This is a genomic window from Ruegeria sp. AG6, assembly GCF_056541565.1.
The window spans coordinates 1,299,585-1,312,642 of record NZ_JBQFYQ010000001.1 but is presented as its reverse complement, the minus strand read 5'-3'; the positions used below and the strand labels follow the sequence as shown (position 1 = coordinate 1,312,642).

The 13,058-nt window shown below is 60.5% G+C and carries 15 protein-coding genes; 14 read left to right on the top strand and 1 reads right to left on the bottom strand.

Annotated features, from left to right (window positions below):
• The first annotated feature begins 18 nt into the window (after nucleotides 1-18).
• The 4 genes from mraY to ACR0I0_RS06540 all read left to right on the top strand — a co-directional run bounded on the left by mraY (nucleotide 19) and on the right by ACR0I0_RS06540 (nucleotide 3,609).
• Nucleotides 19-1,101 (top strand): phospho-N-acetylmuramoyl-pentapeptide-transferase, encoded by a 1,083-nt coding sequence (gene mraY / locus ACR0I0_RS06555; RefSeq protein WP_152458667.1) that lies wholly within the window; start codon nucleotides 19-21, stop codon nucleotides 1,099-1,101.
• 16 nt (nucleotides 1,102-1,117) lie between these two features.
• Nucleotides 1,118-1,729 carry a hypothetical protein gene (locus ACR0I0_RS06550; protein ID WP_480490638.1) on the top strand — a complete coding sequence of 204 codons (612 nt, stop codon included), beginning with the start codon at nucleotides 1,118-1,120 and terminating at the stop codon, nucleotides 1,727-1,729.
• Nucleotides 1,729-3,129, top strand: a complete 1,401-nt coding sequence (gene murD / locus ACR0I0_RS06545; protein ID WP_480490636.1) for a UDP-N-acetylmuramoyl-L-alanine--D-glutamate ligase — start codon at nucleotides 1,729-1,731, stop codon at nucleotides 3,127-3,129. The genes ACR0I0_RS06550 and murD overlap by 1 nt, the downstream gene beginning before the upstream one ends.
• A 105-nt stretch (nucleotides 3,130-3,234) precedes the next feature.
• A complete protein-coding gene (locus ACR0I0_RS06540) occupies nucleotides 3,235-3,609 on the top strand; it encodes a glycine zipper family protein (protein ID WP_245217959.1) in 375 nt (124 codons plus the stop codon).
• On the opposite strand, the gene ACR0I0_RS06535 is transcribed toward ACR0I0_RS06540, so the two are convergent.
• A complete protein-coding gene (locus tag ACR0I0_RS06535; protein WP_480490635.1) occupies nucleotides 3,606-4,787 on the bottom strand; it encodes a BaiN/RdsA family NAD(P)/FAD-dependent oxidoreductase in 1,182 nt (393 codons plus the stop codon). The two genes, ACR0I0_RS06540 and ACR0I0_RS06535, sit on opposite strands and share 4 nt — an antisense overlap.
• Nucleotides 4,788-4,976: 189 nt before the next feature.
• Here ACR0I0_RS06535 and ACR0I0_RS06530 point away from each other — a divergent pair, with 189 nt between their 5' ends.
• The 10 genes from ACR0I0_RS06530 (at nucleotide 4,977) to ACR0I0_RS06485 (ending at nucleotide 13,054) form a co-directional block, all read left to right on the top strand.
• Nucleotides 4,977-5,312, top strand: coding sequence for a cupin domain-containing protein (locus tag ACR0I0_RS06530; RefSeq protein ID WP_209832518.1), 336 nt, complete (start codon nucleotides 4,977-4,979; stop codon nucleotides 5,310-5,312).
• Between the two features lie 226 nt (nucleotides 5,313-5,538).
• On the top strand, nucleotides 5,539-6,702 hold the full coding sequence (gene ftsW / locus ACR0I0_RS06525) for a putative lipid II flippase FtsW (RefSeq protein WP_171362489.1): 1,164 nt from the start codon (nucleotides 5,539-5,541) through the stop codon (nucleotides 6,700-6,702).
• Nucleotides 6,702-7,799 carry a UDP-N-acetylglucosamine--N-acetylmuramyl-(pentapeptide) pyrophosphoryl-undecaprenol N-acetylglucosamine transferase gene (locus ACR0I0_RS06520; protein ID WP_171722918.1) on the top strand — a complete coding sequence of 366 codons (1,098 nt, stop codon included), beginning with the start codon at nucleotides 6,702-6,704 and terminating at the stop codon, nucleotides 7,797-7,799. The genes ftsW and ACR0I0_RS06520 overlap by 1 nt, the downstream gene beginning before the upstream one ends.
• Nucleotides 7,796-9,205: a UDP-N-acetylmuramate--L-alanine ligase gene (murC, locus tag ACR0I0_RS06515; protein ID WP_171630998.1), complete on the top strand. Its 1,410-nt coding sequence runs from the start codon at nucleotides 7,796-7,798 to the stop codon at nucleotides 9,203-9,205. Before ACR0I0_RS06520 ends, murC begins: the two co-directional genes overlap by 4 nt.
• A gap of 75 nt (nucleotides 9,206-9,280) precedes the next feature.
• Entirely contained in the window at nucleotides 9,281-9,529 is a 249-nt protein-coding gene (locus tag ACR0I0_RS06510; RefSeq protein ID WP_171631000.1) for a DUF2484 family protein, read from the top strand.
• Nucleotides 9,526-9,792: a DUF2484 family protein gene (locus ACR0I0_RS06505; RefSeq protein ID WP_171114920.1), complete on the top strand. Its 267-nt coding sequence runs from the start codon at nucleotides 9,526-9,528 to the stop codon at nucleotides 9,790-9,792. The genes ACR0I0_RS06510 and ACR0I0_RS06505 overlap by 4 nt, the downstream gene beginning before the upstream one ends.
• Nucleotides 9,793-9,816: 24 nt before the next feature.
• Nucleotides 9,817-10,110, top strand: a complete 294-nt coding sequence (locus ACR0I0_RS06500; protein ID WP_152458656.1) for a hypothetical protein — start codon at nucleotides 9,817-9,819, stop codon at nucleotides 10,108-10,110.
• Nucleotides 10,107-11,033 (top strand): UDP-N-acetylmuramate dehydrogenase, encoded by a 927-nt coding sequence (gene murB, locus ACR0I0_RS06495; protein ID WP_171631003.1) that lies wholly within the window; start codon nucleotides 10,107-10,109, stop codon nucleotides 11,031-11,033. The genes ACR0I0_RS06500 and murB overlap by 4 nt, the downstream gene beginning before the upstream one ends.
• 102 nt (nucleotides 11,034-11,135) lie before the next feature.
• Nucleotides 11,136-12,059, top strand: a complete 924-nt coding sequence (locus ACR0I0_RS06490) for a D-alanine--D-alanine ligase (RefSeq protein ID WP_209832524.1) — start codon at nucleotides 11,136-11,138, stop codon at nucleotides 12,057-12,059.
• The gene (locus tag ACR0I0_RS06485; RefSeq protein ID WP_480490632.1) at nucleotides 12,047-13,054 is read left to right on the top strand and encodes a cell division protein FtsQ/DivIB; all 1,008 of its coding nucleotides are present in this window, start codon (nucleotides 12,047-12,049) and stop codon (nucleotides 13,052-13,054) included. Before ACR0I0_RS06490 ends, ACR0I0_RS06485 begins: the two co-directional genes overlap by 13 nt.
• Nucleotides 13,055-13,058 lie beyond the last annotated feature (4 nt).

Sequence of the window (13,058 nt, the reverse complement as noted above, 5' to 3'; positions counted from 1 at the left end):
TGTGAGAAAGGTATTGTCATGCTGTACTGGTTGACCGCTCTGTCGGACGGAGGGGATTTCTGGAACCTCTTCCGGTATATCACCTTCCGCGCAGGCGGTGCCTTCATGACCGCGCTGATTTTTGGGTTCATCTTCGGAAAACCTCTGATCAACGTGCTGCGCAAGAAACAGGGCAAAGGCCAGCCGATCCGTGACGACGGCCCCGAAGGGCATTTTTCCAAGGCAGGCACGCCGACGATGGGTGGATTGCTGATTGTCGGAGCTCTGGTCACGTCAACCCTTGTCTGGGCACGGCTGGACAACCCGTATGTCTGGATGGTTCTTTTTGTGACCTTGTCTTATGCGGCCATCGGATTTGCGGACGACTATGCCAAGGTTTCAAAACAGAATACGCAAGGGGTCTCGGGCCGGATGCGCCTGGCGTTGGGCGTGATCATCGCCGTGCTGGCATCGCTTTGGGCGACGTTGCACCATCCCGAAGCCTTGCAGAACCAGCTCGCTGTACCCGTCTTCAAGGACACACTGGTCAATTTGGGCATCTTCTATATCCCCTTTGCGATTGTCGTGATCGTGGGGGCCGCCAATGCGGTGAACCTGACCGACGGTCTGGACGGGCTGGCCATCATGCCAGCGATGATCGCAGCCTCGACCCTGGGCGTGATCGCCTATGCGGTGGGTCGGGTCGACTTTACCGAATATCTCGATGTGCATTACGTGCCAGGCACCGGTGAGATCTTCATATTCACCTCCGCGTTGTTCGGGGCCGGCCTCGGGTTTCTCTGGTACAACGCCCCTCCGGCGGCAGTGTTCATGGGTGACACCGGATCGCTGGCCCTGGGCGGCGCGCTGGGTGCCATCGCCGTGGCCACCAAGCACGAGCTGGTTCTGGCCGTGGTCGGCGGCCTGTTCGTGGTCGAGGCGCTGAGCGTGATCATTCAGGTCCTCTACTTCAAGCGCACGGGCAAACGGGTCTTCCTGATGGCCCCGATCCATCACCACTATGAGAAAAAAGGCTGGGCCGAGCCGACCATCGTGATCCGCTTCTGGATCATCTCGCTGATCCTGGCCATGATCGGTCTGGCGACGCTGAAGGTGCGGTAGTTTAAGGCAACGCGGAATGACTTGCGATCAAATGGAATTGTGTTGGCGTGAACGACTTTACGCCATCGCGGCAGGGTTGCAGTCGGCAGGGTTGGCTGTAATTTTTTTAAAATTTTTGGAAAGCGTTTCTCTTGGGAAAGGCACCATTAGCTTGTTCTTAAACAACACTCTTGGTCTTTTTGATCTGTGCAGTTCGTACTGGGGAGTGATCATAGCAGCGTTGGTTTTGTCCGCTGTGGCTATCGTCGTGCCAATCCCCATAGTTATGCTTCACAATAGCGTAAATACAAGGTGGCCCAAAAGTAAGTCTTCTCGTCGTTCTTTTGATCAAGCTTTGTGGCTCGCGATTGCGGTATTTTTCATACTGATTTTTTTGGCCTGTGTCGGCTTTGATTTCCGTGTGTATTTGATCACCGCGTTTGTAGTATTGGTCGCGTTCCTTCACGTTGCAAACTCCGCAGCATTAGTAGTTGGCTACAGGCTTACTCAATTGAGTGGTCGCTACGACCGCGAGGCAGTAAGCGTACAAATATTATCGTTTTTCATTTCGTTGCTGTTTATTATTGGCGGGGTCGTAGCTGTTGGTGATTTCACGATCTTCGGTAATCTAAAAAAGGTGACCCCCTAATGATCCCGGTCAAAGGCTTTGCAGGGCAGAAAGTGGCCGTTCTGGGGCTGGGCCGGTCCGGTCTGGCCACTGCACGTGCGCTGCGTGCGGGCGGGGCGGAACCGGTGTGCTGGGATGACAACCCGGCCGCCCGTGATACCGCCGAAGGCGAGGGATTCACCTGCGCCGACCTGCGCAAGCATGGGGCATTTGACGACATCGCGTCGCTGATCGTTTCACCGGGCATTCCGCATCTCTATCCTGAACCGAACCCCGTGGTGGCGGCAGCCCTGGATGCAGGCGTGCCTGTGGACAATGACATCGGCCTGTTCTTCCGCTCCTTCGCGGGGGCGGAATGGAACGGTTACGACACGCCGCCGCGCGTGATTGCAGTGACGGGATCGAACGGGAAATCGACCACAGCGGCGTTGATCCACCACATTCTGACCGAGGCCGGGCGCGAGGCGCAGTTGGCGGGCAATATCGGGCGCGGGGTTCTGGATATCGATCCGGGCGGAGATGGTTCGGTCGTGGTGTTGGAGCTCAGCAGTTACCAGACGGAACTGGCCCGCGCTCTGACCCCCGATGTGGCGGTGTTCACCAATCTGTCGCCCGATCATCTGGACCGCCACGGCGGCATGGGTGGATATTTCGCGGCCAAGCGGCGTCTCTTTGCCGAAGGCGGCCCTGACCGTGCGATCATTGGCGTCGATGAAGCCGAAGGTGCTTTTCTGGCGGGGCAACTGGCCGAAGGGCCATCGGATGACCGGGTGATCCGTGTCTCGGTGGCGCGGAAGCTGACTGGGCCGGGCTGGCAGGTCTTTGCGCGCAAAGGGTTCCTGTCGGAATACCGCAAGGGGCGGCAGACGGGGTCTATCGACCTGCGCGCCATCAAGGGCCTGCCCGGTGCACATAACCACCAGAATGCCTGCGCGGCCTACGCGGCCTGCCGGTCGCTGGGCCTTGCGCCGCGCGTGATCGAAGATGCGTTGCATTCCTATCCGGGCCTGCCGCATCGCAGCCAGATCATCGCCGAGGCCGATGGGGTTACCTATGTCAACGACTCCAAGGCGACCAATGTCGACAGCGCCCTGAAAGCGCTTATGGCATTCAAAAAGATCCGATGGATTTGCGGCGGTCTTGAGAAAGAGGGTGGCATATCAGCCCTGAACATGGCGGCGGGCGAAGTCATCAAGGCCTATGTGATCGGTCGCGAAGCGGCCGGTTTTGCGATGCAGCTTGAAGCAGACGCGCAGGTCTGCACCACGATGGAGGCCGCCGTGGCGCAGGCCATGGAAGATGCCGAGGCAGGCGACACTGTGCTGTTGGCACCGGCCGCCGCCAGTTTCGATCAGTATGACAATTTTGAGCAGCGCGGCGAGGATTTTGAAACGCAGGTTAAGCGCCGGCTGACAGAATAGCCATTTGCAATAGACCGCCGGCTGGGCCAAACTTGGATGCTATCAGCTTGACGCGGCACCATTATTGGTTTTGCCTGCCAGCAGATTCAACACGAGGTTATGACTATGCCATTTCGTAGACTTTCTCTGATCCTACCTGCCATTCTTGTTGCGGGGGCCTGTACGAACACGGGTGCCAACTATCAGCCCATCGTCGACGGTCCGGTCGGCCCGAATTACAACGTGGACCTGCAGCAATGCCAACAACTGGCGGCATCGCAGAGCAGCGTTGATGGCTCTACCGCGGGGAATGCAGCAATTGGCGCAGCGGGTGCTGCGGCCGTTACCGGGATCGTTCAGGACAGCAGCGACAATCTTGGTCGCGCGGCTGTGGCAGGTGCCCTGGTAGGCGCTGGCGCAGACGTCATCAATAAAAACCAGAACAAAGAAGTGATCGTGCGCAACTGCATGCGCGGGCGTGGCTACAACGTCGTAGGCTAGCGTCCGGCGGCAATTGCAACACCTGCGGCATGGCCTGACGACCATGCCCATTGGAAGTTGTAGCCGCCCAACCAACCGGTGACATCAACTGCTTCGCCAATTGCATAGAGGCCGGGGACATCCCTGGCCTCCATCGTTTTCGAAGACAAGTCATCCGTGTTGATCCCGCCCAAGGTGACTTCGGCGGTGCGATACCCCTCGGTCCCCGACGGCACCAGTTGCCACGCAGACAAGGCCGAGGTCAGTTCGACCAGTTTCGCGTCCGACTGATCCGCCAGCTTCCCGGACATCGGAATGATCCGACACAGGTAATCGACCAGCCGGGCCGGCAGATGCCGCGCCAGTTCAGTGGTCAGCGCCTTGCGGCCAGCGCTTTGCCGCTGTGCGCGCAACAGATCCAACAGGGGCAGGTCGGGGATCAGGTTCACCTGGATTGCCTCACCTTCGCGCCAGTATGACGACAGTTGCAACACCGACGGCCCGCTGAGACCGCGATGGGTGAACAGCAGCGCCTCGTCGAAGCTGGCGCTATCATTCGACAGTCGCACGGGAAGTGAAACGCCGGACAGGTCCTTGAACCGCCTGTCCGAGAAGGTGAAAGGCACCAGCGCCGCCCGAGTCTCGGTCATCCGCAACCCGAACTGGCGCGCGATGTCATAGGCCAGCCCGGTAGCGCCCATCTTGGGAATCGATTTCCCGCCCGTCGCCAGCACCAGATTGGCGCAGGTCAGGTGCTGCCGTTGCCCGTCACGCTCCACCTCCAGTGCAAAGCCGCCTTCGGTCTTGCGCAGATCGCGCAGCAAGGTTTGAACCCACAGCTCTGCTCCTGCACCGCTCATTTCATCCAGCAACATCCGGATGATCTGTTTCGAAGAGCCATCGCAGAACAACTGGCCCAAGGTTTTCTCATGCCAGGCGATGTTGTGACGCTCGACCAGATCGATGAAATCCCATTGCGTGTACCGTGAAAGGGCGGATTTGCAGAAATGCGGGTTTCGCGACAGGAAGTTGCCCGGCCCGGCATACATGTTGGTGAAATTGCAGCGCCCCCCGCCCGAGATGCGGATTTTCTCGCCGGGTGCCTTGGCATGGTCAATCACCAGCACGCGCCCACCGCAATGGGCCGCACACATCATGCCGGCAGCCCCGGCCCCAAGGATGATCGTGTCGTAGGTCATGCGCGGGGGATGGCGTGGATTAAACAAGATGGCAAGAGCCCATGCCGAAGTCGCGCGGCGCGCGCTCGCCGCGTTCTCTCAAATTCGAAGTCGGCTGACAGGGCGATTGCCAGAGTTCCAGCGCACTGACATGCTGCGGCCATACCGCAAAGAGGTTTTGACAAGACAAACTGGCAAAAGGAACTCTGAATGCAATTCCCCGAATTTATTTCGTCATTTCCAAAACTGGATGTGCCTTTTCCTGAGGACGTGGTGCAGACGGCCGTCATTCGATCAGATGCAGGGCTGGTCGCTTTCTTCACTTTTCTTAAGGACATGGAGCTTCCCCTGCATTCGCATGGTGCCCAATGGGGGACGGTGGTTGAGGGTGAAATTGAACTCACGATCGGTGGCCAGACCCGCATCTACGGCCCCGGCGACAGCTACTCGATCCCAAGCGGAGTCGCGCACGGAGGGACCATCAAGGCGGGGTCTCGCGTCATTGACGTGTTTGAGGAACCCGACCGATATCCGATCAAGGAATAATGCATAGCAACCCGCCTTGTGGATCAACGCGCGCCGCTCCGCCAAGCGGTGTGTCCAAAGCTGCAATAACCACGGGCCGCCACGTGCAGCCGGGGGTGCTTTGGGCCTGGAAGGTCGATTTATGCCTTGTGGCTTCATCCTACTAGCCCAAACACAAAAATCCCTGTAGAGTCTCAATCAGACCCCGAAAACGGGGCGTTGACGAGGCAGAGAGTGGCGGTATCTCATGACTGAGATGGTGTATGGCGCGGTCCAGGACCAGCGCGGAGAACCGATTCTACCGAAATGGTGGCGCACAATCGATCGCTGGACGATGTCCTGCGTTCTGATCCTGTTTGCCATCGGTCTGTTGCTGGGGCTGGCGTCTTCGCCACCGCTGGCCGGGCGAAACGGGTTCGATCCGTTCCATTATGTCGAACGTCAGGCCATCTTCGGCGGATTGGCGCTGATTGCGATGCTTCTGACCTCGATGATGTCACCGACGCTGGTGCGTCGTTTGGCGGTGCTGGGTTTCCTGGGGGCCTTCGTGGCACTGGTTTTCCTGCCCGTCTTCGGGACCGACTTTGGCAAGGGCGCGGTGCGCTGGTATTCGCTGGGGTTCGCCTCGCTTCAGCCGTCCGAGTTTCTGAAGCCCGGCTTCATCGTCGTTGCTGCATGGCTGCTGGCTGCCTCACAAGAGATCAACGGCCCGCCGGGGCGGATCTGGTCGTTTGCCCTGTGCATGGCGATTGTCGGTATGCTGGTGATGCAACCTGATTTCGGTCAGGCCTGCCTGATCCTGTTCGGCTGGGGGGTGATGTATTTTGTCGCCGGGGCGCCAATGCTGCTGCTGGTTGGAATGGCCGGGTTTGTTGTTCTGGGCGGTATGTTCGCCTATTCCAATTCTGAACACTTTGCCCGCCGTATCGATGGCTTTCTGAATCAAGAGGTCGATCCGACCACCCAGTTAGGCTATGCCACCAACGCCATCCGCGAAGGGGGGCTGTTCGGTGTCGGCGTGGGTGAGGGGCAGGTCAAGTGGTCGCTGCCGGACGCGCATACCGATTTCATCATCGCGGTCGCGGCCGAGGAATACGGCCTGATCCTGGTGCTGATCATCATCGCGCTTTATTCGTTGGTCGTGGTACGTTCGTTGCTGCGCCTGATGCGGGAACGTGACATGTTCATCCGCCTGGCGGGCACCGGTCTGGCATGCATGTTCGGCGTGCAGGCGATGATCAACATGGGTGTTGCGGTACGTCTGCTGCCCGCGAAGGGAATGACGCTGCCTTTTGTCAGCTATGGCGGCTCATCCCTGATTGCAGGCGGTATTGCGGTCGGAATGCTGCTGGCCTTCACCCGAACCCGCCCACAGGGCGAGCTTGGCGAAATTCTGCGCGGACGAGGATAATGGGGAACCCTTACCTGTTGATTGCGGCTGGCGGGACCGGGGGGCACATGTTCCCGGCTCAGGCGCTGGCCGAGGCGATGCTGAACAAGGGCTGGCGCGTGCGCCTGTCCACCGACCCGCGCGGCGCCCGCTATACCGGTGGTTTCCCGCATTCGACCGAGATCGTCGAGGCATCATCGGCCACTTTCGCGCGTGGCGGTCTGGCGGCCAAGGCCATGGCCGGCCCCAAGATCGCCGGTGGCGTGGCTGGCATGGTGTTCCAGATGGTGCGGGACAAGCCCGACGTCGTTGTGGGTTTCGGCGGGTATCCCTCGATCCCGGCGCTGAGCGCTGCGACCATGCTCAAAATCCCCCGCATGATCCACGAACAGAACGGGGTGCTCGGGCGTGTGAACCAGTTGTTCGCCACCCGTGTCGCGCAGGTGGCCTGTGGTGTGTGGCCCACGGACCTGCCCGAGGGCGCGCATGGCATCCACACCGGAAACCCGGTCCGGTCCGCCGTTCTGGACCGCGCCGCGGCCGGTTATATTCCGCCCGGCGATTATCCGATGTCGGTCCTTGTCATGGGCGGTTCGCAAGGCGCACGCATCCTCAGCGATGTGGTGCCTGGTGCCATCGCCGCACTGCCCGAAGAAATCCGCACTCACATCCGCGTGGCGCATCAGGCCCGGGACGAGGATGGCGAGCGCGTCACAGCCTTCTACAACGAACACGGCATCCGCGCCGACGTGCAGCCCTTCTTTGATGATGTCCCCCGTCGCATGTCGGATGCCCAACTGGTGATCTCGCGGTCTGGCGCGTCCAGCGTTGCCGATATCTCGGTCATCGGGCGCCCGTCGATCCTGATCCCCTTTGCCGCCGCCGCCGGAGATCACCAGACAGCCAACGCACGGGGCTTGGTGCAGGCGGGCGGGGCCATCATGATCCCGGAAAAGGCTCTTGACGTTCCTGCGCTGACACAGCAAATCACCACGGTTCTCACGAACCCCGAAGCCGCACAGAAAATGGCCCATGCCGCCTTGTCCGTCGGGGCACCTGACGCCACCGAGCGTCTGACAGCCCTTGTTGAACAATTGGCGCAGAAGGAGACCACATGAACCCAGCAACCAAACTGCCGCAGGACGTAGGGCCGATTCACTTTGTGGGGATCGGCGGGATCGGAATGTCGGGTATCGCCGAGGTGCTGCTCAATCTGGGGTACCGGGTTCAGGGCTCGGACCTGAAGGCATCGAAGATCACCGACCGGCTGGCAAGTCTGGGGGCCGAGATCTTTGTCGGTCAGCGCGCGGAAAACCTTGAAAACGCGGCCGTTGTGGTGGTCTCGACCGCGATCAAACCGGGCAACCCCGAGCTTGACGGCGCCCGTGCCCGCGGCCTTCCGGTGGTGCGCCGGGCTGACATGCTGGCCGAACTGATGCGGCTGAAATCCAACATCGCCATCGCCGGGACTCACGGCAAGACCACCACGACCACGATGATGGCCGAACTGATGGTGGCAGGGGATTTTGACCCGACCGTGATCAATGGCGGCATCATCCATGCCTACGGCTCGAACGCCCGGATGGGACAGGGCGAATGGATGGTGGTCGAAGCGGACGAGAGCGACGGCTCGTTCAACCGCCTGCCCGCGACCATCGCCATCGTCACCAATATCGACCCCGAGCATATGGAGCATTGGGGCGATTTCGACAAGCTGCGCGCGGGTTTCCATGAATTCGTATCGAATATCCCCTTTTACGGGCTGGCTGTGTGTTGCACCGACCATGCCGAGGTGCAGGCGCTTGTCGGCCGCATCACCGACCGCCGCGTGCGCACCTATGGCTTCAACGCGCAGTCCGATGTGCGGGCCGAGAACCTGACCTACAAGGGCGGCGTCGCGCATTTCGACATTCACCTGCAATACGAAGACAAGGTGATCGAAGGCTGCACTCTGCCGATGCCCGGCGACCACAACGTTTCCAACGCTTTGTCCGCCGTGGCTGTTGCCCGCCATCTGGGCATGAAAGCCTCGGAAATTCGCGAGGCACTGGCCAATTTCGGCGGCGTCAATCGCCGCTTTACCAAGGTCGGAGAGGTCGACGGTGTCACCATCATCGACGACTATGGCCACCACCCCGTTGAAATCACCGCAGTCCTGAAGGCCGCGCGACAGGCGACCGAAGGCCGCGTAATCGCCGTGCACCAGCCGCACCGTTATTCGCGCCTGTCCAATCTGTTCGATGATTTCTGCACCTGCTTCAATGACGCCGATGTCGTGGCTATCGCCGATATCTTCGCGGCTGGTGAAGACCCGATCGAAGGCGCATCGCGCGACGATCTGGTGCAGGGTCTGATCCGTCACGGCCACCGCCACGCCCGCGCGCTGTTTGACGAAAACGATCTTGAGCGGCTTGTGCGCGAGCAGGCCCGCCCGGGCGATATCGTCGTCTGCCTCGGGGCCGGTACGATCAGCGCCTGGGCCAATGGTCTGCCCGAGAGATTGCAACGAAAACAAGCTGTTTGACTTCTCTTCTGTTTGGTGCACAACCTGAAGGTGTAGCAAATGCCCGCAGCCGCCGCATGTCCTCGGAGGGGACAGATGGACTATTCGATGATCATTGCCGCCCTTTGGGTGATCTGCGCCACGATCGTGGCGTTCTTGCCGATGCGAATGCAGTTTCCGCCGGGCGTGACCCTACTGATCTGCGCTCCGGTACTGATCGTCTGGCTGGGTTATGATCACGGTTGGTTCTGGTCGGTTTTCGCCTTCGGCGGATTCGTTTCGATGTTCCGCAACCCCATCCGGTATTACTGGCGAAAATGGGTGCGCGGGGAGGTCATGGAATGAACTGGTCCATCGCCCTTGCCGGTCTTTGGGGCGTTTCCGCGAATCTGCTGGCAATGATCCCGAGCAAAGACAACCACTGGACACGCGCCTATATCCTGATCGCCGTGGGCATTCCGATTCTGGGGTATGTCACCTATCAGAACGGCCCGTGGATCGGCTTGCTGGTGCTGGCCATGGGTATGTCCGTGCTGCGCTGGCCCGTGATTTATCTGACCCGTTGGACAAAGATGAAAATGCAGGGCATGAAGGCGGCTGACGAATAACCGGCCAGTTTCAGGAGGTCCGCCATGGCGTCCGTCGCCACATTTGCCTATCTGCCGATTCTTTCTTTCCTGCTAGGTGCCGCCGCCGGTTTTACGGCGGGCCGTTGGCTGGGCCTGCGCGGCTTGTTGTGGCTGATCGGTCTGGCCTCGGCCGTCGGGCTGGCGTTGATCGTGGTACTGGCCGGTATTGGCACCGGCGAAGAAGAACAGGCGTTCGGCCCGCTGGTCTGGCTGACCGCCGGCGTTCTTCCCTTTCTGTTCGCTGCAATCATGGGCGGTGTGGGCGGACGCAGCCTGGCGGTGCGTGCAGACGCATGACAACGTTTCCCGTTCCGAAAGGTCGCCTGTCTCGGGCGCGGCCTCTCTCTGAGCTCACATGGCTTCGCGTCGGCGGCCCGGCCGATTACCTGTTCCAGCCTGCCGATACCGAAGACCTGCAAGCCTTCCTGCGGGAACTGCCCGCACAAACCCCGATCTTTCCGATGGGTGTCGGTTCGAACCTGATCGTTCGGGATGGGGGGCTGCGGGCCGTGGTGATCCGGCTGGGGCGCGGGTTCAACGCGATCTCGGTTGACGGCAACACGGTTACGGCAGGGGCTGCGGCGCTGGACGCGCATGTTGCGCGAAAAGCGGCGGATGCCGGTGTTGACCTGACCTTTCTGCGCACCATTCCGGGCTCGATCGGCGGCGCGGTGCGGATGAACGCGGGCTGTTACGGCAGCTACACGGCGGATGTTCTGCGCAAGGCCACGATTGTCACCCGGCAAGGCGAACTTGTGGACCTGACGCCCGAAGACTTGAACTTTCGCTATCGCCAGACGGACCTGCCGGAAGGCGCCGTGCTGATTTCGGCTGTGTTCGAGGGCCCTTCAGGCAGTCCCCAAGAACTCCATGCCCGTATGGAGGCACAGTTGAAAAAACGCGACGAAACCCAGCCCACCAAAGATCGCAGCGCGGGGTCGACCTTCCGTAACCCGGCGGGGTTTTCTTCGACCGGGCAGGCGGATGACGTGCATGATTTCAAGGCGTGGAAGGTGATCGACGACGCCGGAATGCGCGGCGCGACGCTTGGCGGTGCGCAGATGAGCCCGAAGCACTCGAATTTCCTGATCAATACCGGCGCGGCCACCGCTGCAGACCTCGAAGGTCTTGGCGAAGAAGTGCGAAAAAAGGTTTACGAAACAAGCGGCATCACGCTAGAGTGGGAAATCATGCGGGTCGGTGATCCGCTGACAGAATAAAGCCCCGACCGTCAGACCATAACAGGCAAATTCAGGCGACGGATCAAAGGCATAAACGCAGTACGGACCACGACATAAGGTCCGGGGACATTGAGGCGCACATTGGGTATGTCGAGCAGGACAAACCCCAAAGTGGCGGTATTGATGGGTGGACCCTCGGCGGAACGCGAGGTGTCTCTCAGCTCTGGGCGCGAATGCGCGGCCGCCCTTGTGGGAGAAGGCTTTGAAGTGGTCGAACTGGACGCGGGTCCCGACCTCTGCGCGCGCCTTGTGGACATCAAACCGGATGTGGTTTTCAACGCCCTGCATGGCCGCTGGGGCGAAGATGGGTGTGTGCAGGGCCTGCTGGAGTGGATGCGTATCCCTTACACCCATTCCGGTGTGCTGGCCTCGGCGCTGGCAATGGACAAGCAGCGCAGCAAAGAGATTTACCAGACCGAAGGGCTGCCCGTCGTACCAAGCGTGATCGTGCCCAAGGTCGAGGTGGTCGAAGCTCACGTGATGAAGCCACCCTATGTGGCCAAGCCGAACAACGAAGGCTCCAGCGTTGGGATTTACATCGTCCATGAAAACGCCAACGGCCCGCCGCAGCTGTCCGAAGACATGCCCGATCAGATCATGGTCGAGAAATATGTTGCGGGGCGTGAACTGACCGTAACGGTGATGGGCGACCGCGCCCTGACCGTGACCGAGATCATGACCGATGGTGGTTGGTATGATTACGATGCCAAGTACAAACCGGGCGGATCATGGCATGTTCTGCCTGCCGATGTGCCACCGGACATCTTTGACCGTTGCATGGATTACGCCGTGCGTGCGCATGTTGCCTTGGGATGCAGGGGCGTCAGCCGCACCGATTTTCGCTGGGATGACAGCAAGGGTGCCGATGGGTTGTTCCTGCTGGAAACCAATACCCAGCCCGGCATGACGCCAACCTCTCTGGTCCCGGAACAGGCCGCTCATCTTGGAATGACATTCGGACAGCTCTGCGCCTGGATGGTGGAGGACGCCTCATGCGACCGCTGATCGCCAGTCGTTCATTGGAAATCCACCGCAGCACACCACTTGCGGGGCCGGATGCCGATTTCGCCTCGGCCGACACGGACTCGCACGAGGCCGAACCGCTTTTGCGCCTGCGCGGTGCGCGTGTGTTTTCCCGCTCTGCGAAGCGCAGTGACCCTGCGCCGTCTCGTCTCAGCTATCGGCTGCAACGTTGGATGCTGACGCCGGGCATTCGCCTTGGTGTCAAGGTCGGCCTGCCGATCTGCGCCATCGCTGCCGCGGTTGGCATCTTCTTTGCCTCGCAGGACCGTAGCGACGCACTTGCCGCTTATATCGCCGATGTGCGCACTTCGATTCAGGAGCGCCCTGAATTCATGGTCAACCTGATGGCCATCGATGGGGCGGGAACCGACCTGTCCGAAGATATCCGTGAAATCGTTCCGCTGGATTTCCCGATCAGTTCCTGGGATCTGGATGTGGAACAGATCCGCGACACGATCACCGGGCTGGACCCGGTGAAATCCGCAACCGTCAGAATCCGCCCCGGAGGCATCCTGCAAGTCGATGTCGTCGAGCGTCAGCCCGTAATCGTCTGGCGAACGCGTGAGGGGCTTGAGCTGCTGGATGAGACAGGCGCGCATGTCAAGGAAGCCACCTCTCGCAAGGATCACGTCGATCTGCCGCTGATCGCAGGGATGGGCGCCGACGATCACGTCGGCGAAGCGCTGGAGCTTCTGCGGACTTCGCGCAGCCTGGGCAATCGCGTGCGCGGCTTGGTGCGCGTGGGAGAGCGGCGCTGGGATCTGGTGCTGGACCGTGGTCAGCGCATCATGCTGCCGACCGAACGCCCGGTGCGTGCGCTGGAACGCGTGCTTGCCGTGAACGAGGTACAGGACCTTCTGGAACGTGACGTGGCCGTGGTCGACATGCGCCTCGGGCAGCGTCCGACCATCCGAATGACCAAAGCCGCCAGCGAAGACTGGTGGAACACAAAAGTGACAGTGAGTAACGGGCAGTAACGAC

What these genes read in the sequence shown, in the direction of transcription:
- mraY (WP_152458667.1), top strand. Translation starts at nt 19, where the DNA reads ATGCTGTACTGGTTGACCGCTCTGTCGGACGGAGGGGATTTCTGGAAC.
- ACR0I0_RS06550 (WP_480490638.1), top strand. Translation starts at nt 1,118, where the DNA reads ATGACTTGCGATCAAATGGAATTGTGTTGGCGTGAACGACTTTACGCC.
- murD (WP_480490636.1), top strand. Translation starts at nt 1,729, where the DNA reads ATGATCCCGGTCAAAGGCTTTGCAGGGCAGAAAGTGGCCGTTCTGGGG.
- ACR0I0_RS06540 (WP_245217959.1), top strand. Translation starts at nt 3,235, where the DNA reads ATGCCATTTCGTAGACTTTCTCTGATCCTACCTGCCATTCTTGTTGCG.
- ACR0I0_RS06535 (WP_480490635.1), bottom strand. Translation starts at nt 4,787, where the DNA reads ATGACCTACGACACGATCATCCTTGGGGCCGGGGCTGCCGGCATGATG.
- ACR0I0_RS06530 (WP_209832518.1), top strand. Translation starts at nt 4,977, where the DNA reads ATGCAATTCCCCGAATTTATTTCGTCATTTCCAAAACTGGATGTGCCT.
- ftsW (WP_171362489.1), top strand. Translation starts at nt 5,539, where the DNA reads ATGACTGAGATGGTGTATGGCGCGGTCCAGGACCAGCGCGGAGAACCG.
- ACR0I0_RS06520 (WP_171722918.1), top strand. Translation starts at nt 6,702, where the DNA reads ATGGGGAACCCTTACCTGTTGATTGCGGCTGGCGGGACCGGGGGGCAC.
- murC (WP_171630998.1), top strand. Translation starts at nt 7,796, where the DNA reads ATGAACCCAGCAACCAAACTGCCGCAGGACGTAGGGCCGATTCACTTT.
- ACR0I0_RS06510 (WP_171631000.1), top strand. Translation starts at nt 9,281, where the DNA reads ATGGACTATTCGATGATCATTGCCGCCCTTTGGGTGATCTGCGCCACG.
- ACR0I0_RS06505 (WP_171114920.1), top strand. Translation starts at nt 9,526, where the DNA reads ATGAACTGGTCCATCGCCCTTGCCGGTCTTTGGGGCGTTTCCGCGAAT.
- ACR0I0_RS06500 (WP_152458656.1), top strand. Translation starts at nt 9,817, where the DNA reads ATGGCGTCCGTCGCCACATTTGCCTATCTGCCGATTCTTTCTTTCCTG.
- murB (WP_171631003.1), top strand. Translation starts at nt 10,107, where the DNA reads ATGACAACGTTTCCCGTTCCGAAAGGTCGCCTGTCTCGGGCGCGGCCT.
- ACR0I0_RS06485 (WP_480490632.1), top strand. Translation starts at nt 12,047, where the DNA reads ATGCGACCGCTGATCGCCAGTCGTTCATTGGAAATCCACCGCAGCACA.